This is a genomic window from Castellaniella defragrans 65Phen (assembly GCF_000612685.1).
Lineage (GTDB): Bacteria > Pseudomonadota > Gammaproteobacteria > Burkholderiales > Burkholderiaceae_B > Castellaniella > Castellaniella defragrans.
This window is the reverse complement of record NZ_HG916765.1, coordinates 3,238,920-3,261,488: the sequence shown is the minus strand read 5'-3', so window position 1 is coordinate 3,261,488 and position 22,569 is coordinate 3,238,920. Positions and strand designations below refer to the sequence as shown.

The window sequence follows — 22,569 nt, the reverse complement described above, 5'->3', positions numbered from 1 at the left end:
GGGCTGGTCCGAAGGGCGTTTCCAATTTGGGCCTGATGGCCGCCTATCCGTTTCGTGGGAGAAAGCATGTTCCGGTACAAGCAAATAGCGCTGGGCGGCCTGTGCGCCGTGTTGCTGAGCCAGCCTGTCTGGGCGGAGGACGCGGTGCAGGCGCTGATCGAACAGGGCCATTACTGGCAGGGCAGGCAGAACGACGACCGCGCCGCCGAGGTCTGGAACAAGCTGCTGCTCATCAGCCCGGGCAATCCCCAGGCGCTCGACGGACTCGCGCGGGTGGCCCTGAACCAGAAACGGCTGGCCGAGGCGAAGAAATACCTGCAGCAGCTCAAGGCCTCCTACCCGAACGACCCCGCCACGGCCCTGCTCGAACAGGACGTCGGCCTGCACGAGGCCAGCAAGGCGGCCCTGCTGAACCAGGCGCGCCAGTTCGCCGCCGCGGGCCAGTTCGACCAGGCGGCGGCCACCTACAGGAAGATCTTCGCCGGGCGCGCGCCGCTGGGGGCCCTGGGGCGTGAATACTACATGTACCTGGGATACACCGACGGCGGCCTGCCCGAGGCCATCGCCGGCCTGCAGCGGCTGGCGGCCCAGCATCCCGACGACGCGCAGATCAAGCTGATCCTGGGCCGCCACCTGGCGCGCAACGAGGCCACCCGGGTCCAGGGCATCCAGCAGCTCGCGGCGCTGTCCGGACGCAGCGACGTCGGCAGCCAGGCCACCGAAAGCTGGCGCGACGCCCTGATCTGGATGGGCCCCCCGGGACCGCAGTACCGGGCCGTGTTCGAGCAGTATCTGGCCAAGCATCCGGACGACACCGAGATCCGCGACCAGCTCGCGCAGGGCGGCAAGGTCCAGGCGCAGTCCCAGGCGCGGGATCGCGCCCAGGCGCAGGCGCAGGACCGGGCGCAGGCCCAGGCCCAGGCACGCGCGGCGGCCGCGGCGGCGCGCGCCAGCGCCCTGAGCAGCCAGGTGGCGCAGGCGGCCAAGCTCGTCGACCAGGGCGAACTGGCGCAGGCCGAGGCGCAGCTGAAGGCCATCCTGGACAGGAATCCCAACGACAACCAGGCCCTGGGCGCCATGGGGATCCTGCGGATGCGCCAGGGCGAATGGACCCAGGCCCGCCAGTACCTGCAGCGGGCGCGCCGCGGCGGCAAGGCCTGGCAGGGCGCCCTGGACGCGGCCGATTACTGGGCCGACATCGAACGCGCCGAATCCCTGCATCAGGCCGGCAAGCTGGCCGAGGCGCAGCAGGTGCTGGAAAAGGCCGCCAAGCGCCAGCCCCGGGAAACGGCGGCCACGGTGAAGCTGGCCGACATCCTGTTCGAGCAGGGCAAGACCGAGGCGGCGCGGGCGGCCTATCAGCGGGTGCTCGGGCAGCATCCCGACGACCCCGGCGCCCTGGCCGGCATGGCCCAGGTGGCGCGGGCCTCGGGCGACGTCCGCGCCGCCCGGCAGTCGCTGGAGGACGCCCTGGCGAAGAATCCCGACGACCCCTGGCTGCGCTATCAGCTGGCCCAGATCTACCAGGACGCGGGGCGCGACAAGGACGCCCGCAAACTGGTCGACGGCCTGCTGGCGATCCATCCCGACGATCCCCAGGCGCTTTACGCCAGCGCGATGCTGGCCCAGCAGCAGGGCCGCCCGGATGCGGCGCGCGAGGCCCTGGCCCGCATCCCCCAGGGACGGCGCACGGCGCCCATGCGCGCCTTTGCCGCCGACCTCGAACGCAATGCCCTGGTGCAGCAGGCCGGGCAGCTGGCGCGGCAGGGGCGCAAGGCCGAGGCCGTCGCCCTGCTCGATCGGGTGCGCGGCCAGACCCGGCCCGACGACGTGCAGACGCTGGGCGCCCTGGCGCGCGGATATGCCGACGTCGGCGAACTGGGCCGGGGCCTGGACCTGCTGCGCCCCCTGCGCGACCAGGGGGGCAGCCGGGGCATGGACGCCACGCTGGTCTACGCGGAACTGCTGCTGCGTTCCGACCAGACCATCGAGGCGGGCGCCATCCTGCGCCAGGCCGCCCGCCAGCCGCTCAGCGGCGCCCAGCGCCAGGCGCTCGCGGACCTGTCCGACAGCTACCGCATCCACGAAGCCGATTCCCTGCGGGAAAGCGGCGATCTCGTGGCCGCCTACGACATGATCGCGCCGGTGCTCAAGCGCAAGCCCAAGGACCCGGTGGCCGTGGGCGCGCTGGCGCGCATGTACGCCGCCGCGGGCAAGGGGGACCAGGCCCTCGAACTGTACGAAAACCTGCTCCAGACCGATCCCGACAATGCCGCGCTGCACCTGGGGACCGCCCAGGTCGCCCAGCAGCTGCGCAACGAACGGCGCGCCGCCCGCGAGGCGGGGATCGCCGTGTCGCTGGCGCCGAACGACATCGACATCCTGACCAGCGCCGCCCGCGTCTACCGCGCCCAGGGCAAGACTTCGGAAGCCCAGGACCTGCTCGAAAAGGCGGTGGCCCTGGAAAGCAGCCGGCCGGTCGCGGTGGCGGCCGCGCCCGGCTCCGAGACCCTGGTGCGTTCCGACAATCCTTTCGTGGGCCTGCCGGGCCAGCGCATGGCCCCGGTCCGCCCGGTGGCGGTGCCGCTGGCGCAGGAAACCCTGGCGGCCGACCTGCCGCCGGCCGACGCCTCGCTGCCCGGCGCGCCGGCCGAGGTCCTGGCGGTCGATGTGCCCGCGGCGCCCGCCCTGCCCGGCGCGGCCGGCGGGTATCCGGCCGGCGCCGCGGCCCGGCAGGCGGCGCTGCCGCCGGCCTCGCCCGCGCCGGCCTACGCCGCCGCGGCCCCTGCCTACGCCGCCGCTGCGGTGCCGGCCGACCCGGCGCCGGCCTTCGCCGGCGGCGCCGCCGCGGCGCGGTCCGCCAATCCCTTCGATACGGCTGCGTCCGCGCGCGGCATGACGGCGGCGGCCCGCGAGCTCGACGAGGTCCGCCAGGAACGCAGCCCCGAGATCCGCGCCGGGGTCGAGTTCCGCAACCGCGAGGGCGATTCCGGCACCAGCCAGCTGGTCGAGGCGCAGACGCCCATCGAGGTGCGCATGCCGGCGGGCAACGGCAAGATCGCCGTCCAGGTCACGCCCACGGTGATCAGCACGGGTTCGCTGGGCTCGGCGGGCTATGCCCTGGGCACCTTCGGCGGCGGGCCGCTGTCCATGGTGGCCAGCTCCGCCGTGCCCGACACGGGCCGCCAGACCGGGGTCGGCCTGGCGCTGGGCTACGAGACGCGCGGCATGAAGTTCGACGCCGGCGTCACGCCCCTGGGATTCAAGGAGCAGAATTTCGTGGGCGGGGCGCTGTTCGACGGGGTGCTCGACGATGCCGGCACGGTCACCTACCGGCTCGACGTGTCGCGCCGCGCCGTCACGGACAGCGTCCTGTCGTTCGCCGGCATGGAGGATTCGCGCCTGGGCCTGAAGTGGGGCGGCGTCACGGCAAGCGGGGCCCGGTTCACGCTCAGCAAGGACTTCGGCGGCGGCGGGATCTACGGCAATGCCGCCTGGCACAGCCTGCGGGGGCACAACGTGGCTTCCAACCAGCGCAAGGAATTCAACCTCGGCACCTATTTCCGCCTGATCGACGAGCCCGACGCCCAGCTGCTGGCCGGCCTGAACCTGAACGCCACGTTCTACGACAAGGACCTGAGCTACTTCACCTACGGCCACGGCGGCTACTTCAGCCCGAAGCATTACTACTCCGTCGGCCTGCCGATCACCTGGGCGCAGCGCAACGGCCCGCTCAGCTGGCGCATCGACGGCTCCGTCGGGGTGCAGCGCATCAAGCAGGGCGACGCGCCGCTCTTCCCGAACGACGGCGGCATGCAGAACGCGGCCCTGGCCGCCATCGCGGCGCTCGAACGGCCGGAGCTGTCGGGCGTGAGCGGCGGCTACTACCCGGGCTCCAGCAAGACCGGCGTGGGCTACAACCTGAGCGCGGCGGCCGAATACCGCATGGCGCCGCAGTGGGTGCTGGGCGCGCGCCTGGGGGCCGACAACGCCAGCGACTACCGCCAGTGGTCCGGCGGCCTGTACCTGCGCTATTTCTTCTACCCGCAGTCGGGCCTGATGTCGCTGCCCGTCGAGCCCTACCGTTCGCCTTTCAGCCAGGCCTATGGCCGATAAGGACATCCGGGAGACCTTTCTATGCTGACTTCCCTGCTGGCGGGCCTGTCCATCCTCGTCATCGGCGACAGCCACCTGACCGCGCGCAACTACCTCATCGAATCCCTGCACATGGACCTGGTCCGGCAGGGCGCCCGGGTGCACAGCTTCGGGGTCTGCGGCGCCGATGCCGCCGACTGGCTCAAGGCCACGCCCGGCACCTGCGGCGGCGCCGAACGGCGCGATGCGGGCCCGGTCGCCCTGCTGGGCAGCGGGGCCGCCACGGTGCCGGTGACGCAGCTGCTGTCCCGCGACAAGCCCGACCTGCTGGTGATCGTCATGGGCGACACCATGGCGGGCTACGGCAAGGACGTCTTTCCCAAGGCCTGGATCTGGCAGCAGGTCACCTCCCTGACCAAGGCGGTCGGCCAGTCGGGCACGGCCTGCGTCTGGGTCGGGCCGGCCTGGGGCACCGAAGGCGGCAAGTTCCACAAGACCTTCGCGCGCGTGGAACAGATGTCGGCCTTCCTGAAACACAACGTGGCGCCTTGCGCCTACATCGATTCCCTGGGCTTTTCCAAGCCCGGGGCCTGGGCCACCACCGATGGCCAGCACTTCACCGAAGCGGGGTACCGGCAGTGGGGCGACGCCATCGCCAAGGCGCTGGCCCAGTCACCCGCCGTCCAGGCATTGCGTAAAAAATGAAGCTATCCACATGAAGAAATTCCTCCTGCCCATCGCGCTGGCCGCCGGCCTGGCGCTGGCCGCGCCGGCGGGCGCGGTCGACATCCCGCTGTACCCCACCGGCCCGGCCCAGGACGCGGCCTTTCTGCGCTTTGCCGACGGCCTGGACGAGGCCCTGCGGGTGACGGCCTCCGATTCGGCATCGGCGCTCGAACTGGACGCGCAGCGGCGCGTCAGCGACTACCAGATGGTGCCGGGGGGCACCGAGCTCAGCGGCACGCTGACGGCGGGCGGCGAGCATGCCCCGGTCAGGCTCACGCTGGCGCCCGGCGAATTCGTCACCGTGGTCGGCGTGCGCGACCAGGGCGGGCTCGCACCGCTGCTGCTGCGCGAGACCCCCGAGGACTTCAGCGCCGTCAAGGCCTCGGTCGCGTTCTACAACCGCAATGCCCGGTGCCAGCCCGCCAGCGTGCGGGTGGCGGGGCGCCAGGTGGACCTGTTCCAGGACGTGGCCGCCGGCGGCCAGGCCCGCCGCCAGGTCAATCCGGTGGCGCTGCGCGTCCAGCTGCTGTGTGCGGGCCAGCCCGCCGGCGGCCCGCTCGACCTGGGCGTGCTGGAGGCGGGCGAACGCTACACCCTGTTTCTGGTCCCCGGCGATCCGGCGCATCGCTTCTTTCAGGTGAAGGATGCCGTGGCCCATTGATTCCCGAACGATTCCTGATCGATTCCCCATTGATTTCCGATCGATCCCCGCTTGCTTCCCGGTGGATTCCCGCTCGATCCCCGATCGATGCGCAGTTGATTCCCCATTGATTCCCAGTTGATCCTCCCTTCCTGGAACCTTGACGATGGCAGTGACCGCAGCCCTGGCCGGCTTGAGCTTTCTGATCATTGGCGAAAGCCACATGCTCTACAAATTTCCCGATTTCCTGCATCAGGACCTGTATGCCCAGGGAGCCGCCCACGTGCATACGATCGGCGCCTGCGGCGCCAGCGCGGGCGACTGGATCAAGCCGCGCACGGTCGATTGCGGCGCCGAGAAGAAGGACAAGGAGCCGACCAAGGCCTACGGCCCCACCATGCGCACGCAGCCGATCCGGCAGCTGCTCGACGCCGACAAGCCCGACGTGATCGTGGTCATCATCGGCGACACCATGGGCTCCTACGCCAACGAGCTCTTCCCCAAGGCCTGGGCCTGGCAAAGCATCACCAGCCTGACCAAGGCCATCGCCGCGAGCAAGACGACCTGCGTCTGGGTCGGCCCCGCCTGGGGACAGCCCGGCGGCAAGTACGACAAGAAGAACGACCGGGTCGAGCGGGCCGTGCAGTTCCTGTCGCGCAACGTGGCGCCCTGCACCTACGTGAACTCGCTCGATTTCGCCAAGCCGGGGCAGTGGCGCACCTTCGACGGCCAGCACTTCAAGGACGAAGGCTACGAGGCCTGGAGCAAGGCCATCGTCGGCGCGATCGGGGCGCTGCCGTCGATCCGCCAGCTGGAACAGCGCAAAAAATGAGGCCGGCCCCCGGCGGCGCGTGTCGAGGAGTGCCGGCATGATCTTCTCCTCCTTCGAGTTCCTGTCGCTGTTCCTGCCCGCCTTCCTGCTCGTCTATGCCCTGGCGCCGGCCGGCTGGCGCAACGGCGTCCTGCTGCTGGCGAGCTGGATCTTCTACGGCTGGTGGAGCCCCACCTTCCTGCTGCTGCTGATCGCCCTGACCATCGTCACCTGGCTGGGCGGCCTGGCGCTCGACGCCCTGCCGCACGGCGCGCCGGCGGCCGGCGGCCCGCGGGGCGGGCTCCTGGCCCGGCACGGCCGCGTCTGGCTGCTGGCGGCGCTGATCGTGCTCAACGCCTCGATCCTGTTCTGGTTCAAGTACATCAACATCCTGGTCCAGACCTACAACGGCCTGGCCCCGCTGGCCGGCGCCATGCCGGTCCAGTGGCAGCGCGTGGCCCTGCCCATCGGGCTGTCCTTCATCATCCTGCAGGCGATTTCCTACCTGGTGGACGTCTACCGCGGCCTGTGCCGCCCGGCGCGTAGCTTCATCCGGCTGGGGGCCTACAAGGCCATGTTCGGCCAGCTGATCGCGGGCCCCATCGTCCGCTACGTCTGGGTCGAGCACGAGCTGGTCTCGCGCCCCTTCTCCTGGGAGAATTTTTCCGCCGGCGCGCGCAAGTTCATGGTCGGCCTGTGCATGAAGGTGCTCATCGCCGACACGCTCTCGCCCCTGGTGGGCGCGGCCTTCGCCCTGCCCGAGCCCACCTTCGCCGACGCCTGGCTGGGCTGCCTCGCCTATTCCCTGCAGCTGTTCTTCGATTTCGCGGGCTACAGCGCCATGGCCATCGGCCTGGGCCAGATGCAGGGCTTCCGCATCCCGGAAAACTTCAACCATCCCTACCTGGCGACCAGCATCCAGGATTTCTGGCGGCGCTGGCACATCTCCCTGTCCACCTGGATCCGCGACTACCTGTACATCCCCCTGGGCGGCAACCGCAAGGGGCCTGTGCGCACCTACGTCAACCTGCTGATCACCATGGCCATCGCCGGAATGTGGCATGGCAGCGACAGCTGGAATTTCCTGCTCTGGGGCCTGGCCCACGGCGTGGCGCTGGCGCTGGCGCGCGCCTGGCGGGCCTGGCGGCTGCCGGCCGTGCCGGTGCTGCTGTCGCGCTGCCTGACCCTGCTGTTCGTCTGGCTCGCCTGGACCATCTTCCGCGCGCCCGATTTCGACACCGCCCTGCTCATGTACCGCGCCCAGCTGGGCCTGAGCGGCTGGGCGCTGGGCGACGCCCTGCGGGTCGATTTCCAGGCGTCCCACCTGGTCGGGCTGCTGCTGGGCCTGGCCTGCGTCGTCCTGCCCCATTACCGGGACCGCATCCGCGGCCGCCTGCCGGCCGGCGTGCTGGCGTTCATCGACCTGTGGCCGGTGGCGGGCTTCCTGCTGGCCTTTGCGCTGGTGGCGAGCCGCGACGCGGTTCCCTTCCTGTATTTCCAGTTCTGAGCGGGAGAGCGACATGAACGCACCGGCACCGGATCGAGACCCGCTTGGCGGCTACCTGTACGCGGAAAAGCCGCCCCGCCTGGCGCGCCAGGCGGCGGGGGCGGTCTTTCTGGCCGTGCTCGTGCTGGCGGCCCTTTCGGCCCTGCGCGACTGGGGCGACGGCCGGATCGCCGTGCCGCCCGCCCAGCGGACCTTCGAGCGCTTCGCCGACGGCGGCACGGCGCAGTACCTGGCGGGGCAGCTCGCGCGCGGTGCCTTTCCCACCGCCCTGGCCGATGCCGAACGGGGCGCCGGCTGGCTGCTGACCGGCAGCCTGGGGCCCCGGGTGCGGCAGGGCTGCCCCGGCTGGCTGTTCCTGGTCGACGAACTGGCCGTGCATCCGCACGCCCGGGCCGACGCGGCCGCGCGCCTCGACGCGGTCGCGCGGGTGCGCGACCGTCTGAGCCGCCAGGGGATCGGGCTGCTGGTGGCCGTCGTGCCCGACAAGAGCCGGGTCGAGCGGGCGCAGCTGTGCGATCTGTACCGGCCCGCGTCCAGCGCCGGGCGGCTCGACGACTGGATGGCCGGCCTGCGGCAGCGGCAGGTGCCGCTGGTCGATCTCTTCCCGGTGCTCGACCAGGCCGCCCGCGCGGGGCAGCCGCCGTTCCTGCGTACCGACACCCACTGGTCCGAGCACGGCGCCCGCCTGGCGGCCGAGGCCGTGGCCCAGGCCGTGCGCCGCACCGGCGTGGCGGCGGCCCCGCCGCGCCATTTCACGCTGAGCGCCGGGCCGGAGCACGAGCGCGAAGGCGATCTCGTCCGCCTGGCGGGCATCGACTGGCTGCCGGCGCGCTGGAAGCCGGCCCCCGACCGGGTCCGGACGACCACGTTGACCGCGGCCGCCGAGCCCTCGGCCAGCGCCGATTCGGCCGACGACCTGTTCAGCGACGCCGGCAATCCGACCCTGGCGCTGCTGGGCACCTCGTTCTCGCGGACGTCCAATTTCACGCCGTTCCTCGAAAACGGCCTGCAGGCCGTCGTGCCCAGCTTCGCGCGCGACGGCGGCGATTTCTGGGGGTCCGCGCAGCAGTATTTCGCCAGCCCGTCGTTTCGCCAGACGCCGCCGAAACTGGTGATCTGGGAAATCCCCGAACGGGTGCTGCAGATGCCCGTGGCGCCCGCGGAGCGGGCCTGGATGGAGGATCCGGTCCCGCGCGGACCCGGCGGATGACCGGGCCCCGTCCCGCGCAGGCCGGAAGGGCCGTGCGCCTGCGCGCCGGTGCGGGAGCGATCCGGCCCGGCCGCGGGCCGCGTGCGGCCGGGGCCGCCGTGGCGCATGTCTTATAATTTCGGATTGCGCGCGTCTTCCCGGCCGGAGGCTTGCGGCCGCGCCCCCGCGCGGACACTTTCGCGCACGGGGTGGGGCTTCGATGCCTGCCGGAGACGCCGGATCTGATCCAGGGTCGCCTCGCCGACCCGCACTGGCGGAGAATCGCGTGTTGCCGATGCATGGGGCGTTGCGGAAGTTCCTGGGCCTGTTCCTGTCCATGGCGTGCTGGGGCGCATTCGCCCAGGCCGTGGTGCCGCCCGCGACGGTGCAGGCGCCGCCCGCCCTGACGCAGGCCGGGGCCGTCGCCGCGCCGCTCAACGGCGCCGCCGTAAGCACCATCGGCCCGGGCGACGTGCTGCAGCTGCTGATCTACGGCCAGCCCGAACTCAACGCCCGCATCACCGTCACGCAGGATGGCGAGATCACGGTGCCTTTCCTGGGCGTCCTGCGGGTGGACGGCCAGTCGCCCTCCGCCGTCGCCCGGCGCATTGAGAAAGGCCTGCGCGACGGCGGTTTCCTGCGCGATCCCCAGGTCTCCATCGAAGTGGCCCAGGTCCGCAGCCGGGTGGTGTCGGTGCTGGGGCAGGTCGAGCGCGCCGGGCGCTACGCCATCGAGGGGCACCTGTCGCTGCTCGAACTGCTGGCGCAGGCCGGCGGGCTCAGGAACGATGCGGCGGAAACCCTGGTGGTCATGCGCCAGTCCGGCCCGCCGGACGCCGGGCGCCAGCGCATCGAAGTGGCGCTGGGCAGCCGCACGGTGCCGTCCCCCGCCGTGCAGGACCTGCAGCTCCAGCCCGGCGACGTGGTGTACGTGCCGCTGGCGCCGCGTTTCTTCGTCTACGGCGAAGTCGGCCATCCCGGCGCCTATCCCATGGAAAAGGACATGAACGTCATGCGCGCCGTTTCCCTGGCGGGGGGGCTCAACCCGCGGGCCTCGGACAGCCGCATCTCCATCAGCCGCAACGACGAAAAGTCCGGCAAACTGGATACTTTCAAGGTGGACATGGGCGACCCGGTGCTGCCGGGCGACGTGATCCACGTGGACGAGCGCTGGTTCTGAATGAACGCCGGCGCTCCGGACGGGCGCCAAGGAACGGGCCCTAAGGGCAGAGGTCGGATTCCACGTAGGTCCAGCGGCATTCGGCGGGGCTGAACATCCGCTCCACCTGGGGGTTGCCGCTGCCGGTGGTGAGGTTGATCCCGAAGCGCACCACATTCTGCTGATAGCGGTTCCAGGGGACGTCGCTGTCCAGGTCGACGCGGAAGCCCTCCAGGTTCAGGCTGACGTTCGGATGCACCTGCCAGCTCAGGCGCGAGCCGTACTGCGTGCGATGATTCAGGATGTCCGTGCCCGTCAGGCTCTTGTCGTTCTGCCGCTCATAATCGGCCAGCAGGCTCAGGCTCGTCTTCACGGTGGGCCGCCAGCGGGCGCTCAGGCCGATCCCGCGCCGGATCGAATACAGGATGTCGGGATCCTGGTCGTCGCTGTAGGGATGCTGCCACGTGCTCAGGCGCAGATCGGTCTTGGGCGAGTATTGCCAGGTGACCTGGGCGTCCAGCGTCAGCAGCCGCGTGTCGCGCTCGGGATAATGGACGTAATCGCGTTGCAGCAGGCCCACGCGGGCATACAGGCCCGTCTTGACGCTGTACTGCCAGTTGGTCTCGGCGAACAGTTCGCGGTCCTGGTATGCGTCGTCCAGGCCGCTGCGCGCCAGCTGATAGCGCAGGGGATAGTGGGTTTCGGCCTGCCTGAAACCGGCGGCGGCGGTGGAGCCGGTCGTCCGCTGGTAGCGGGCCGAAATTTCCCAGCCTCGCGTATTCCGGTCGAAGAGCGTCCGGTTGCTCGTCGTTTCGTAGCGCGCCTTCTGTTCGTAGACGCGCAGCACCGGCAAGGTCAGGTCTTCCGATACCCGCAGGCCGATTTCCGCATCCAGGCTCCGGTCGTCGACCGTGTCGCTGTCGGGCCAGATGCGGTTGGCGTCGTAGCGCGTGCGCCGGTATTGGTAGCCCACCCGGCCGGCCAGCAGCCGGCCGGCCCGCCAGTGCAGGGCGGCGTTCAGCATCCGGGGCTGGTAGTTCAGCCTGGGCTGGTCCGCGAAGCGGGCATCGCCCGCCACGCCCGCGATGTCCAGGCGGGTGTCGTCCGACAGCAGGGGGATGCGGGCCGCCAGCCCGATGGTGTTGACCAGGGTGGTCCCAGAGCCCGCCTGCGGACCGTTGCTGGCGAGCTTGGCGGGGTTGCTGTTGGACTGGATGCTGCTTTGCGCGCGGAGGCTGTAATCCAGGGCATTGGGAAAGAGCACCTGGGCGGGCGCGGGCGGCGGGCACGCCAGCAGCAGGAGGAGCGGAAGTCTGCACCAGCCTCCCGGGCTCATGGATCCCTCCGGCGTCCGGCCCGCAGGCGGCGCCACTGCCGCCAGCAGATCACCAGGAAATAGGGGTCGTCGACCAGGTAGCGGCGCCACAGGTGGGCGGGGTCGGAAAGCAGGCGCCAGAGCCATTCCAGGCCCAGGCGCCGCATCCACAGGGGCGCGCGCGATTTCAGGCCCAGGGCAAATTCCATGGCCGCGCCCACGCACAGCAGCACGCCGCCCGGCAGGTTGGGGGCGTGATGCAGGGCCCATTGTTCCTGCTTGGGCAGGCCCAGGCAGACGAAGACCAGGTGGGGCGCGCGTTCGCGCACCTGGCGGGCGATCTCCCGGCCTTCCTCGCCCAGCGGGTCGAAGCCCATGGAGGGGCTGACGATGCGGATGTCGAGCCCGGGGAAATGCCGCTGGAAGCCGCCGGCCAGCGCATCCTCGGCACCGGGCTGGCCGCCGATCAGCAGGACGCGCCAGCGTTCCGCGGCCGCCTGGCGGCACAGGGCCGGAAACAGATCCGCGCCGGTGACCCGCTCGGGCAGCGGCTGCCCCAGCAGGCGGCTGGCCCAGACCAGGGGCATGCCGTCGGCGAAGATGAAGTCGGCCCGGGCGTAGTCCCGCTTGAATCCGGGCCGCCGTTCGAGCTTGACGATGTGGTCCGTGTTGGGGGTGACGACGACCCGCGCCGCGCCGGCGTCCGGCCGGCGGCAGGCCTGGGCGATCGCCTGGACGGCCTCGTCGAAGCGCACCGCCATGATCTCCAGGCCGAAGATCGGCCGGGTGGGGATTTCGGGTCGGGAATCGCGCGGCATGGGCATTCGGGAGGGGGGTGGACGTGCGGGCCCATCTTAGCATTGGCGCCCGGCGCGCCGGCTCAGTCGCTGCCGAAGAGGTCGCGGGAATAGATCCGCTCGGCGGCGTCGCGGATTTCCGCCGTGATGCGGTTGGCGACGATCACGTCGCTTTCGGCCTTGAAGGCCTGCAGGTCGCGGATCACGCGCGAGCCGTAGAAGGTGTCTTCCTCCAGCGTGGGTTCGTAGACGATGACCTCGATGCCCTTGCCCTTGAGGCGCTTCATGACCCCCTGGACCGCCGAGGCGCGGAAGTTGTCCGAGCCGCTCTTCATGACCAGGCGGTAGATGCCGGCCACTTTCGGCTTGCGCGCGAGGATGGATTCGGCGATGAAATCCTTGCGCGTCCGGTTGGCGTCGACGATGGCCTGGATCAGGTTGCTGGGCACTTCGCTGTAGTTGGCCAGCAGCTGCTTGGTGTCCTTGGGCAGGCAGTAGCCGCCATAGCCGAACGAGGGATTGTTGTAGTGGCTGCCGATGCGCGGGTCGAGGCAGACCCCGTCGATGATCTGGCGGGTGTCCAGCCCGAAGGTCTGGGCATAGCTGTCCAGTTCGTTGAAATAGGCCACCCGCATGGCGAGGTAGGTGTTGGCGAACAGCTTGATGGCTTCGGCCTCGGTCGAGTCCGTCAGCAGCACGGGGATGTCCTGGCGGATCGCGCCCTGCTGCAGCAGCCCGGCGAACCGGCGCGCCCGGTCGGAGCGCTCGCCCACGATGATGCGCGAGGGGTGCAGGTTGTCGTAGAGGGCCCGGCCTTCGCGCAGGAACTCGGGCGAGAAGATCAGGCGGTCGGTGCCCAGGGCGCGGCGGGTGCGGGTGGTGAAGCCGACCGGCACGGTGGACTTGATCACCATCACGGCCTGCGGGTTGATCGCCATCACGTCCCGGATGACCGCTTCGACGCTGCCGGTGTCGAAGCGGCTGGTGCGCGGATCGTAGTCGGTGGGCGTGGCGATGAGGACGAAGTCGGCGTCCCGGTAGGCGGCCTGCCTGTCCAGCGTCGCGCTCAGGTCCAGTGGGCGCTCGCTCAGGTAGGCCTCGATCTCGGGGTCGTGCAGGGGCGAGCGGCGGGCGTTGATGCTCTCGACCCGGTCCGCGCGGATGTCCAGGGCCACGACCCGGTGGTGCTGGGCGAGCAGGATGGCGTTCGAGAGCCCCACGTAGCCGGTGCCGGCGATGGCGATTTTCATCATGTCCTTGGTCGGTATTCCTGATAGTGCAGCCCCACGGCCGCGCCGAGTTTGCCGCATTGCGCGCTGGCCAGCCGCAGGTAGTGGATGGCCCGGACGGGGTTCCAGGGCCAGCAGCCCAGGGCCAGGACCAGGGCCACCGGCAGCTGCAGCGCCGCGCGCCCCAGCAGCCAGGCCAGCCGCAGCGGCTTGCGCCAGCCCGGCGTGGTCAGTGCGCTGACGCGGATGAAGCTCTGGCCGCCGCGATAGGCGCGTTTCAGCAGCCAGCGCAGCGTGGCCCGGCCCGGCTCGACCGGCTCGTGGACCACGGCCTCGTCGCACCACAGGAAGCGGGCCCGCCGGTCGAGCAGGCGGCAGAAGAGCAGGGTGTCGCTCCCCCCGGTGAGGCCGAAGGCGGGATCGAAGGGGCCGGGCTCCTGCAGCAGCAGGCTGCGGCGCAGCAGCACGTTGCCGCTGCGGACGTCGGTCCGGGGGACGAGGGCGCCGGTGGGCAGGCGGCGGCGCTCGAAGTAGCGGCCTTCGATGATCCAGGCGGGCGTCGCGTCCGGATACACCGGCACGACCGGCCCGAAGACCCCGTCGGCGGCCTGCGCCTGCGCCAGTTCGATCAGGTGCTGCAGCCATCCGGCCACCGGGGTCTCGTCGTCGTCGATGATGGCGATCCAGTCGCCCGACGCCTGGCGGATGGCGGTGTTGCGCGCCAGGGAGATGTTCGGTTCGGGGCAGTGGGCGGCCACCAGCGGCACGGGGCAGGACGCCGCATGCCGTTCGAGGACGGGCGCGGCCGAGCGGCCGGGGTCGTTGTCCACCACGATGATCTCCCGCACCCGCCGCAGGGCGGTCTGGCGGTACAGCGCGTGCAGCAGGGCGTCGATCCGGGCGGGGCGGCGGAAAGTGCAGATGCACAGGCTGATGTCCGCCGCGCGTGGGTCAGTCATGGGGGCCTCCGGGGCGCTCGGGCCGCTGGATGTGTTTGAGCTGCTCGATCTGCTTGAACCGCCTGAGCTGCCTGAGCCGCCGGATGCCGCGGCGCAGCCAGCGGATGTTGCGGGCCGCCTCCTTCAGGCGGCCGGCGTACAGAAAGAGATGTCCCTTGAACGTGCGGGCCTGGCGCCAGCGGTACAGGGGCAGGCTGTCGCCGGCCCAGGCCTTCTTGTAGGCTTCTTCGCCCACGGTCAGGTCGAAGACCTCGAAGCCCTGCCCGATGGCCCATTCGATCTGGGCCTGCAGCAGCAGGCGGCCGGGGGAATAGCGGGCCAGCTCGCCGCCGGTGTAGCCGGGCAGGATCCAGTAATAGCGGCCCCGGAACGCCAGTCCCCAGTGCGTGGCGACCAGCGCCCGGCCGGCCCGCAGGCTGCACAGGCTCACCAGGCCGCCGGCCAGCTCGTCGCGCGTCAGGGTGCCGTAGAAAGCCCGGTAGGCGGGGTCGGCGAACAGGTCGCGGCTGCCGGTTTCGCGCCAGCGGCGGGATTTCTGCCGGAACAGTTCGGCCAGGACGGCATCGGCGGCATCGGGCGCGTGCGCCGGCGTGTGGCTGCAGGCGCCCTGGTCCTGCAGCCTGCGCATGTTGCGCCGGTTGTCGGCCAGCATCTTCCTGGAGCGCTGCGCCCGGTACGCTTCGGCGCTGGCGGGCAGCCGGGCCAGCCAGGCGTTTTCCACGTGCTCGGCGCCCGCCAGGGCGGCCATCGGATTGGGCCGCCCGTCGAATCCGGCCGGCATGCGCTCCAGCAGCACCACGTCGGCCTCGGCGATCAGGGCCAGGCATTCGCGCCACAGGCCGGCGAAGGCGCCGGCCGGGACGCCCGTGATCCAGTCGCGCGCCAGCAGGGGCATGCGGTAGTCGGACACCACGTCGCCCAGGAAGGCCAGCACCCGCAGGCCGCCGCGGCGGTAGAGCCCCAGGGGAAAGAGTCCCAGCACCCGTCCGTCGGCGTCGCACAGCAGGAGGATGCGGGGCCGCACGCCCTGGGCCTCGCCGATGCAGTCCTGCCAGGCGCGGTTCCAGGCCCAGGTCTGGAATGCGGAGCAGTCGCATCGGGGCAGCAGGGCCCGCCAGGCGGACTCCAGGGGCGCCAGATCCGCGTGCAGCGCGATCCGCAGCCCGGGCAGGCTGCGCGAGGCCGTGTCGCGGAGAGGGGACGGATCGGGATTCATGACCGGTTCTGGTACCAATACCTGCCCCACGTCATGGCCAGGCTGAAGAGTTCGACGGCGATCAGCGCGATGATGGCGCCGGGCAGGCCATGGCGGTCCACGGCCACCTTGAGGGCGACGAAGATGGCGATGAAGCTGAGGATGGATTCGATCAGCATGTAGCCGTACGCATCCTGGCCCATCAGCGCCATGGTGCCGACCCACCGGGCCGTGTAGACGACGAAGTATAGGCCCCACCACAGCAGCAGCGGCTGCACCGTGTCGTACTTGCCGGCCAGCACGTGCACCTGCAGCCAGGGGAACAGCCCTTGCAGCAAGGCGATGTAGAGCAGCGCCAGCGCGACGAGCGCGGCCACCGAACGCAGCAGCAGGCGGTGGATGCGCCCCGCGTCCGGCTGGGCGAGCAGCTGGCCGATGCGGGGCCGGGCGACGCGGGACCAGGCGACCACGCACAGGGAAATGGGCATCAGCAGCAGGCGCGAGGCCGTCAGTTCGGCGGGCGCCTGCGGCCCCAGCCACAGGGCCGCCAGGTACAGGTAGCTGTAGTTGACCCCCCAGGCCAGCCCGGCGCCCGGGACGCCCAGGCGGCCGCGCTTCCAGGCCTGGCCGACGGTCTCGGCGTAATCCGCCCGGGCGGGGCGGGACCGCCCGATCCATGCGCCGCCCCGCCCGGGCGGGGCCGGGGCGCGGGCCGGCCCGGGGGCGAGGACGTCCGCCAGGACATGGGCCAGGACGTTGGCCAGGGCGAAGACCAGGAACAGGGCTTCGAGGCCGAGCCGGTCGAAGCGGGCCAGCAGCAGGGTGCCCAGCAGGACGCAGGCGGCGTAGAGCAGGTCGATGCGCAGCACCCGGGCCGGCTTGAAATCCAGGAAGGCCACGCTGCGGGCGTATTCGCGCAGCGCATTGGCCTTGACGAACAGGCCGAAGGCCAGGCCCAGCAGCAGCGGGTGGGCCTGGTCCGCGGCCGCGGCCGACCACCCGGCGCACAGCGCGCCCAGGATCACGGCCAGCCCGGTGCTGATGCGCCCCTGGTAGCGGCCCATGTTCTCGATCAGGCCGCCCAGCCGCGCGCCCGAGCGCCCCGAGGCCAGGTTGACCATGGGATTGGACACCAGCGCTTCGAGCATGCTGGTGGCGAACAGCCCCGCGGCGAAGATCTGCGAGTACACGCCGTAGGCGCCCTTGCTGACCAGGCGGATGAGGATCAGGCCCAGCGCGAGGTTCAGGGCGCTGAGGCAGGCCTGGTCGAGCATGGACAGGGCGGCTTGGCCCAGCAGGCGGGGAGGCGGCACATGGAGTTCCTGGAATGTTGTAGGATGATTTTAATTGTGTCCGCGCTCTTCGGCCGGACGAAGCCCGCCACCCCGGAAATCCCAAGCCCGCGCCTCCATGCCTGCCGATTCGCACGTCCTGCATCCCATCACCCGTACCCCCGCAGAAAACCCGCTCGTCATCCCCCTGGTGGTCATCTCGCCGGTGCGCGACGAGTCGCGCTACCTGCGCCATACGCTCGATTCCATGGTGGCGCAGACCTGGCGGCCGATGGAATGGATCCTGGTCGACGACGGCTCCAGCGACGCCACGCCCGACATCGTGCGCGAATACGCGGAAAAGCATCCCTTCATCCGCCTGGTGGTCCGCAACGACCGGGGGTTCCGCAAGCTGGGCGGCGGCGTCGTGGCCGCCTTCGATTTCGGCAAGGAACGGATCCGGCGCCAGGACTACGAATACATCGCCAAGCTCGATGGCGACATGTCCTTCGGCCCGCGCTATCTGGAAATCATGATCGGGCGGCTGCAGTCCGATCCGAAGCTGGCGGCGGTGTCCGGCAAGGTCTACCACGAATCCGGCGGGCGTTTCGTCAAGGAACGGCACATCGAAGAACAGGTGGCCGGCCAGTTCAAGCTCTACAGGCGCACGGCTTTCGAGGCCATCGGCGGCTTCGTGCAGCACCTGGCCTGGGACGGCATCGACGTGCACCAAGCCCGCCTGCTGGGCTGGAAGACCCTCAGTTTCCTGCACCCCGACGCCTGGCTCTGGCACCACCGCATCATGGGTTCCTCGGACCGCAATCTGTACGTGGGCCGGCTGCGCTGGGGGCGGGGCAACTGGTACATGGGCTACCACCCGCTGTACGCCCTGGCCACGGGGCTCAACCGCATGCGCGAAAAGCCGTACGTCATCGGCGGCCTGCTGATGATCGCCGGCTACGCCTACGCCGCCCTGCGCGGCCTGCCCCAGTTCGAGGACGCCCATTTCCGCCGCGAGCTGAAAAAGTGGCAGCTGGCCCGGCTGGCCCGGGTGCTGCGGCTGGGCGGCGGGGCGCGCTAGGGCCGGCCGCCATGGGCAGCCCGCCGCTCGAACGCCTCGGCCGCCTGGCCGCCCGCCACGGCCTGCGGCGCTGGCTGCCGCTCGCGCCGGAGGCGGCGGTGGTCAGCGTCACCTTCGACGACATCCTGGGATCCGCCGCCCGCACGGGCGCCCGCATCCTCGAAGACCACGGCGGCCGGGGCACCTTCTATGCGGCCGGTTCGCTGACCGGGGGCCAGGAGGATGGGCGGGCCGCCCATACGCTCGATGCCTTGCTCTCCCTGCAGGCGGCCGGCCACGAGATCGGCAGCCACGGCTGGGCGCACCAGGCCTATGCCCGCGCCCCGGCCGGCCGGATCCGCGACGATCTCGACCGCAACCTGGCCTACCTGCGCCGGCACCTGGGGCCGCGGGCGGGCGAACACTTCGCCTACCCCTTCGGGCGCTACGGCCTGCGGTCCAAGCGGCTGGTGGCGGCGCGCCACGCGTCGGCCCGCATCCTGGGCGGCGGCCTGCACCAGGGGCGCGCCGACCTGAACCTGCTGGGATGCCACCGCTTCTATGGCGAGGGCCGGCAGCCGGCCGCCTGGCGGGGCTGGCTGGACGCCCTGGCGCCGGGCGGATGGCTGCTGCTCAACACCCACGAGGTCGAGCCGGACTGCGGCCCCTACGGCTGCCGGCCCGGCGAGCTGGACGCGTTCGTGGCCGCCGCGTGCCGGCGCGGCTGCCTCATCCTGCCGGTGGGCGAGGCGATCGCGTACTGGCGGGCGCGGGCCTGAGCCCCGGCGCGATCTCGATCTCGTACCAGGGGCTGGCGGTGCGCGCCGTGGCCTGCAGGCGGACCCAGGTGAACCCGCCCGAGGCGTCGGCCCGATAGGCCTCGGGGGGCAGCGCCGCCCGGCGCGCGCCGGTCCCGTCCAGGGGATAGATGCGGATGTCGCCGGTGGGCAGCGGGATGCCCAGCTCGACGTCGCTGCGCGCCAGCCAGGCCGGGGCGCGGGTGCCGAGCTGGCCCGAAGGCCCCTTGGACAGCGGCCCGGGCTCCAGGGTCAGCCAGCCGGACTTGCCCGGATACGGAATGAGCGCGGTGGGGCGCGGCGGCATCGAGCCCGGCTGCGTGCCGCGGGTGGCGCTGCCCAGGCTGAGCAGGATGTGTTGCGACCGTTCCAGGCCGGCCGCGTCCAGCGGAGTTGCCAGGACCTGGACGGGCTGGTTCTTCGGGCCGCCGGCCAGGCGCAGCCCGAAGAACCGGCCGGACAGGCTTTCTCCGGGCTCCAGCAGGCCGAACACGCCCCAGATCCGGTCGGTGTCCAGGATGACCCGCTCGCGCGCCGCGTCATGGCGCACCGAGCCGTCGGGGGTGGCGTCCGCGGCCGCATCGGCCAGGGCGGGTTGCGGCGCGTCGCCGGCGGCGGGATCCTGCAGGATCTTTTCCGCGATCTGGCGGCTCCAGGCCAGCCGGGGGGTGGCCCCGTAGCGGGCTTCGAGGTCGGCCGCCAGGGTGCCCGAATTGATGGTGCCGCGGCGCGCCAGCGCCAGCCGCCGGGCATGGGTCAGCGGCAGGACGGCCTGCCCGGCCAGGGGCTCGATCAGGGTTTGGCGGAAGAGGCGGGCGCTCTGGCCCATCAGCGCGTACTGCCCCCAGTTGCCGCTCAGGGAAAAATACCAGGGCGCGCGGCGCGGCTGCGGCTCGTCGGCATAGTCGAAGAAGAACAGGCCGTCCCAATCCTGCAGGGTGGCCACGGTGGCCATCAGCGGCGGGATTTCGCCGCCGCGCGGCGCGGGGAACGAGTGGTTGTATTCGCTGATGACGAAGGGCTTGCCGGCTTCACGCCGCAGCGACAGCGCCAGCAGGTTCCCGATGCCCGCGCCTGCGGTGGACGTGTCGGGAATGCGCCAGTCCTCGGACTGCCAGGAATTGCCGTTGGCATAGCTGGGATGGCCGATATAGATGTGATCGTCCAGGTAATCCATGGCGGCCTGGGAATCGAAGTTCAGCACGCCGCCGTAGCTCATCTGCGTGCCCGTGACCGGGACGGGCGCCTGCGCGGCCGCCTGCACGGTCTGGCGCATCCGCTCGAAGTAGCGGCGGTCCATCTGGGTCAGGAATTCCAGGAAGTCCTGGGCGTAGCGGCCGTCCGGGTCGGGTTCCGCCGAGTCGTCGCGCGCCCGCGGCAGCCATTGTTCCAGGCCGCGCTCCAGCCGGTTGCCGAGCCGCTGCATCAGGGAGGGGCTGGCCGCATGGGCGCCGAACAGGGAGGCCGCGGGCAAGGCCGCGACGTCGGGGTCGCCGCAGCGGTCCCAGGCCCGGCAGGCGGCCTCCAGGGAGCCGTAGCGCCGTCCGATCCAGGCTTCCCATTGCGCGCGCAGGATGCCGCGGTAGGCCTGGGGGATGGTTCTCGGCCAGTCATTTCCGTGCCAGATGTCGCTTTGCCAGGCGCTGAGCAGCGAGGATTCGTTGTTGATTTCCACCAGCGCCAGCGCCGGATTGCCGGCCAGACCGAGCGACTGGATCAGCGTCGTGGCGTAGCGGGCCTGCAGTTCGATCAGCCGGGGCTCATAGACGTAAATGGGCGTGTCGACGTCGGCGAGCTGGCTCCGGCCCTCGTCCAGCGGGGGCAGGCCGTCGATGGCGGGCCGGAAGCGGTAGCCGGCGCGCAGATTGAGGTCGATGTAGAGGCCTTCCTTCGACAGCGCCTGGATGAAGGTGCGCAGGCGTTCCACGGCCCGGGGATCGAAGCTGGGGTAGGGCCCGGTCGTGAGGATCCCCTTGGGCTCGGCATCGGCGCTTGCCTGCGGGTCGTTCAGGTGGAAGTCGAGGTGGTGCAGGCGCACGGCATTGAAGCCCAGCGCGCGCAGCCGGCGGGCCAGGGCCGGGGCTTCGGCGGCCGAGGGGAAGTTGGCGGCGAAGCTCAGATTGATGCCGAACAGGCGGACGCGGACGTCGTCTCCGGTGTCCGGCACGCCGTCCGGCCCCACGGCGTAGAAATGGCCCTGCTTGACGAAGAGCCGGTCCTGCGGGCCGAGCGGGTGGTTCAGCGCCGTCTGCGCCGGCGGGCCGGCCAGGCGGTCTTCGTCGATGGCGAAGGGGTAGAAGTCCGTGCCGTCCGATGCCTGGGTGAACGCGGCCGGGGGCTCGTCCGCCTGCGCGGCCGGGACCAAGGGCAAGAGCCAGGCCAGCAGGCAGCAGGCCAGTACGGAGCGTGGGTTCATGGTCGGAGGCTCGTTCAAGGGCGTCTCGCGCCGTCAGGGGCGTCCCGCTGCCGCCGCATCCCGCGGGGGCGGTGCGTGCCGGTGCGGCGGCGCGCGGCGCGCCCGCGCCAGCCGGGCCGAGACGTGCATCATGGAATACAGCAGCATCAGGTTCTGGAACAGCGTGCCGCTCAGGAAATCGGTTTCCGTCAGGTTGCTGACGGCGATGATGGAGAAGATCGCCAGATGCAGGGTGGCTTCGCGCCGGTCGTGGCGCATGAGCCGCAGGAGGCAGCCCAGATGCCAGAGCAGGGCCAGCATGAACAGGACGAGGCCCACCACGCCCAGTTCGTTGAGGATGTCCAGATAGCCGTTGTGGGCATGGTTCGGCATCCAGAACAGGGCATCGCCGATGTATTGCGCCGGGCCGCCGATGCCCAGCCAGAAGGCGCCGTAGCCGATGCCCAGCAGGAGATGCTGCTGGATCGAGAGCCAGACCAGGTGCCAGATGTTGGTGCGCCCGGTCAGGTCGGTGCCCTTGCCGAACAGGCCGGCGATGGGGCCGGTCAGGTCCTGCCAGGTCGGCAGCCGGCCCGTGGCGATGAAATGGAAGTGCAGGAACAGGATCAGCAGCACCAGCCCGCCCAGCATCAGGATGAGGTCGATGCGGGTCTTGCGCAGCCAGGTCCAGTTGCCGTACAGGTAGACGGCGCAGGACAGGGCCGTCATCAGCATGGCGGTGGAGCTGCGGGCCATGACCAGGATGAACAGGCTGAGCAGCATGCCGGCGGCGCAGAGCCCGCGGTCGAGGTCCCTGCGCGTCCACTCGTAGAGCCAGAGCAGCATGGCATAGGCGGCGACGTTGCCCAGCTGATTCTTGTGCCAGGTGATCCCGCGCCAGGCATGGTCCAGCACGGGATCGGTGCCGACGCTGGGAAAGGCCAGGGCGACCAGCAGGGAAAGGAAGCAGAGCAGGCTCAGGGTGGCCAGCAGGGTGCGGGCCAGCTGCTGCGGGGTGCCGAGCGGCGGCGGGGTTGCCAGGCCGATGGCGATCAGGATGCTCAGGACGATGCCGCGCTTGAGGGTGACGAAGGGGTAAGGCGACCAGAGCGTCGAAGCCAGGCAGTACAGCAGGACCAGCAGCAGGAAGGGATTGCTGTGCTTCAGGGTTTCCAGGCTGGCGGCCCGATGCCGCAGGCATTGCCAGACGGCCAGCAGCAGCAGGAAGAGAAGCTGGATCTGGCGCCCCAGGGACCCGTTCGCCAGGCTGTTTTCCAGGGGGAAATCCGGGTTCAGGTAGTCCGGGGACATGGGAACCAGGGCGATGATGAAGCTCCAGGCCAGCAGGAATCCGGCCACGACGTGGGGCTGGAGCAGCAGGCCGGGCAAATCGGGCCTGGACGTGCGGGAGAGGGGCACGGGAA

General features: G+C 70.9%; 17 protein-coding genes. 9 read left to right on the top strand and 8 right to left on the bottom strand.

What is annotated here, in order from left to right:
- The first annotated feature begins 144 nt into the window (after positions 1 to 144).
- The 7 genes from BN940_RS18065 (at position 145) to BN940_RS14510 (ending at position 10,148) form a co-directional block, all read left to right on the top strand.
- Complete coding sequence (locus BN940_RS18065) at positions 145 to 4,116, top strand: cellulose biosynthesis protein BcsC (RefSeq protein ID WP_242404206.1); 3,972 nt, start codon at positions 145 to 147, stop codon at positions 4,114 to 4,116.
- 21 nt (positions 4,117 to 4,137) lie between these two features.
- Entirely contained in the window at positions 4,138 to 4,800 is a 663-nt protein-coding gene (locus BN940_RS14535; protein ID WP_043684155.1) for an SGNH/GDSL hydrolase family protein, read from the top strand.
- A gap of 10 nt (positions 4,801 to 4,810) precedes the next feature.
- Positions 4,811 to 5,482 carry an alginate O-acetyltransferase AlgF gene (locus tag BN940_RS14530; protein WP_043684152.1) on the top strand — a complete coding sequence of 224 codons (672 nt, stop codon included), beginning with the start codon at positions 4,811 to 4,813 and terminating at the stop codon, positions 5,480 to 5,482.
- A 145-nt stretch (positions 5,483 to 5,627) separates the two neighbouring features.
- Positions 5,628 to 6,293 (top strand): SGNH/GDSL hydrolase family protein, encoded by a 666-nt coding sequence (locus BN940_RS14525; protein ID WP_043684151.1) that lies wholly within the window; start codon positions 5,628 to 5,630, stop codon positions 6,291 to 6,293.
- A 37-nt stretch (positions 6,294 to 6,330) separates the two neighbouring features.
- Positions 6,331 to 7,779: an MBOAT family O-acyltransferase gene (locus BN940_RS14520; protein ID WP_043684149.1), complete on the top strand. Its 1,449-nt coding sequence runs from the start codon at positions 6,331 to 6,333 to the stop codon at positions 7,777 to 7,779.
- A gap of 13 nt (positions 7,780 to 7,792) precedes the next feature.
- Complete coding sequence (locus BN940_RS14515; RefSeq protein ID WP_052355907.1) at positions 7,793 to 8,989, top strand: alginate O-acetyltransferase AlgX-related protein; 1,197 nt, start codon at positions 7,793 to 7,795, stop codon at positions 8,987 to 8,989.
- Between the two features lie 274 nt (positions 8,990 to 9,263).
- Positions 9,264 to 10,148 (top strand): polysaccharide biosynthesis/export family protein, encoded by an 885-nt coding sequence (locus BN940_RS14510; protein ID WP_242404329.1) that lies wholly within the window; start codon positions 9,264 to 9,266, stop codon positions 10,146 to 10,148.
- A gap of 40 nt (positions 10,149 to 10,188) precedes the next feature.
- Here BN940_RS14510 and BN940_RS14505 read toward each other — a convergent pair whose 3' ends face one another.
- From BN940_RS14505 to BN940_RS14480, 6 genes are all read right to left on the bottom strand, one after another.
- Positions 10,189 to 11,463: an outer membrane beta-barrel protein gene (locus tag BN940_RS14505; RefSeq protein WP_043684147.1), complete on the bottom strand. Its 1,275-nt coding sequence runs from the start codon at positions 11,461 to 11,463 to the stop codon at positions 10,189 to 10,191.
- The gene (locus BN940_RS14500) at positions 11,460 to 12,260 is read right to left on the bottom strand and encodes a WecB/TagA/CpsF family glycosyltransferase (RefSeq protein WP_052355905.1); all 801 of its coding nucleotides are present in this window, start codon (positions 12,258 to 12,260) and stop codon (positions 11,460 to 11,462) included. Before BN940_RS14500 ends, BN940_RS14505 begins: the two co-directional genes overlap by 4 nt.
- A gap of 62 nt (positions 12,261 to 12,322) precedes the next feature.
- Positions 12,323 to 13,489, bottom strand: coding sequence for a nucleotide sugar dehydrogenase (locus tag BN940_RS14495; protein ID WP_043684145.1), 1,167 nt, complete (start codon positions 13,487 to 13,489; stop codon positions 12,323 to 12,325).
- A complete protein-coding gene (locus tag BN940_RS14490; RefSeq protein ID WP_043684143.1) occupies positions 13,489 to 14,427 on the bottom strand; it encodes a glycosyltransferase family 2 protein in 939 nt (312 codons plus the stop codon). The genes BN940_RS14495 and BN940_RS14490 overlap by 1 nt, the downstream gene beginning before the upstream one ends.
- Complete coding sequence (locus BN940_RS14485; RefSeq protein ID WP_052355904.1) at positions 14,420 to 15,643, bottom strand: GNAT family N-acetyltransferase; 1,224 nt, start codon at positions 15,641 to 15,643, stop codon at positions 14,420 to 14,422. Before BN940_RS14485 ends, BN940_RS14490 begins: the two co-directional genes overlap by 8 nt.
- Complete coding sequence (locus BN940_RS14480; RefSeq protein WP_043684141.1) at positions 15,640 to 16,935, bottom strand: lipopolysaccharide biosynthesis protein; 1,296 nt, start codon at positions 16,933 to 16,935, stop codon at positions 15,640 to 15,642. Before BN940_RS14480 ends, BN940_RS14485 begins: the two co-directional genes overlap by 4 nt.
- Before the next feature lie 97 nt (positions 16,936 to 17,032).
- Here BN940_RS14480 and BN940_RS14475 point away from each other — a divergent pair, with 97 nt between their 5' ends.
- Both BN940_RS14475 and BN940_RS14470 read left to right on the top strand, forming a co-directional pair.
- Positions 17,033 to 17,974 carry a glycosyltransferase family 2 protein gene (locus tag BN940_RS14475; protein ID WP_052355903.1) on the top strand — a complete coding sequence of 314 codons (942 nt, stop codon included), beginning with the start codon at positions 17,033 to 17,035 and terminating at the stop codon, positions 17,972 to 17,974.
- 11 nt (positions 17,975 to 17,985) lie between these two features.
- Entirely contained in the window at positions 17,986 to 18,732 is a 747-nt protein-coding gene (locus BN940_RS14470; protein ID WP_043684139.1) for a polysaccharide deacetylase family protein, read from the top strand.
- Here the strand turns inward: BN940_RS14470 and BN940_RS14465 are convergent.
- Complete coding sequence (locus tag BN940_RS14465) at positions 18,683 to 21,166, bottom strand: hypothetical protein (RefSeq protein WP_052355902.1); 2,484 nt, start codon at positions 21,164 to 21,166, stop codon at positions 18,683 to 18,685. The genes BN940_RS14470 and BN940_RS14465 overlap by 50 nt on opposite strands.
- A 33-nt stretch (positions 21,167 to 21,199) precedes the next feature.
- Positions 21,200 to 22,564 carry an O-antigen ligase family protein gene (locus BN940_RS14460; RefSeq protein ID WP_148304978.1) on the bottom strand — a complete coding sequence of 455 codons (1,365 nt, stop codon included), beginning with the start codon at positions 22,562 to 22,564 and terminating at the stop codon, positions 21,200 to 21,202.
- Between the last annotated feature and the right edge of the window lie 5 nt (positions 22,565 to 22,569).

Bases quoted from the DNA above. Each gene is read 5' to 3' on its own strand.
- BN940_RS14535 (WP_043684155.1), top strand. From the start codon at position 4,138: ATGCTGACTTCCCTGCTGGCGGGCCTGTCCATCCTCGTCATCGGCGAC.
- BN940_RS14530 (WP_043684152.1), top strand. From the start codon at position 4,811: ATGAAGAAATTCCTCCTGCCCATCGCGCTGGCCGCCGGCCTGGCGCTG.
- BN940_RS14525 (WP_043684151.1), top strand. From the start codon at position 5,628: ATGGCAGTGACCGCAGCCCTGGCCGGCTTGAGCTTTCTGATCATTGGC.
- BN940_RS14520 (WP_043684149.1), top strand. From the start codon at position 6,331: ATGATCTTCTCCTCCTTCGAGTTCCTGTCGCTGTTCCTGCCCGCCTTC.
- BN940_RS14515 (WP_052355907.1), top strand. From the start codon at position 7,793: ATGAACGCACCGGCACCGGATCGAGACCCGCTTGGCGGCTACCTGTAC.
- BN940_RS14510 (WP_242404329.1), top strand. From the start codon at position 9,264: ATGCATGGGGCGTTGCGGAAGTTCCTGGGCCTGTTCCTGTCCATGGCG.
- BN940_RS14505 (WP_043684147.1), bottom strand. From the start codon at position 11,463: ATGAGCCCGGGAGGCTGGTGCAGACTTCCGCTCCTCCTGCTGCTGGCG.
- BN940_RS14500 (WP_052355905.1), bottom strand. From the start codon at position 12,260: ATGCCGCGCGATTCCCGACCCGAAATCCCCACCCGGCCGATCTTCGGC.
- BN940_RS14495 (WP_043684145.1), bottom strand. From the start codon at position 13,489: ATGAAAATCGCCATCGCCGGCACCGGCTACGTGGGGCTCTCGAACGCC.
- BN940_RS14490 (WP_043684143.1), bottom strand. From the start codon at position 14,427: ATGACTGACCCACGCGCGGCGGACATCAGCCTGTGCATCTGCACTTTC.
- BN940_RS14485 (WP_052355904.1), bottom strand. From the start codon at position 15,643: ATGAATCCCGATCCGTCCCCTCTCCGCGACACGGCCTCGCGCAGCCTG.
- BN940_RS14475 (WP_052355903.1), top strand. From the start codon at position 17,033: ATGCCTGCCGATTCGCACGTCCTGCATCCCATCACCCGTACCCCCGCA.
- BN940_RS14470 (WP_043684139.1), top strand. From the start codon at position 17,986: ATGGGCAGCCCGCCGCTCGAACGCCTCGGCCGCCTGGCCGCCCGCCAC.
- BN940_RS14465 (WP_052355902.1), bottom strand. From the start codon at position 21,166: ATGAACCCACGCTCCGTACTGGCCTGCTGCCTGCTGGCCTGGCTCTTG.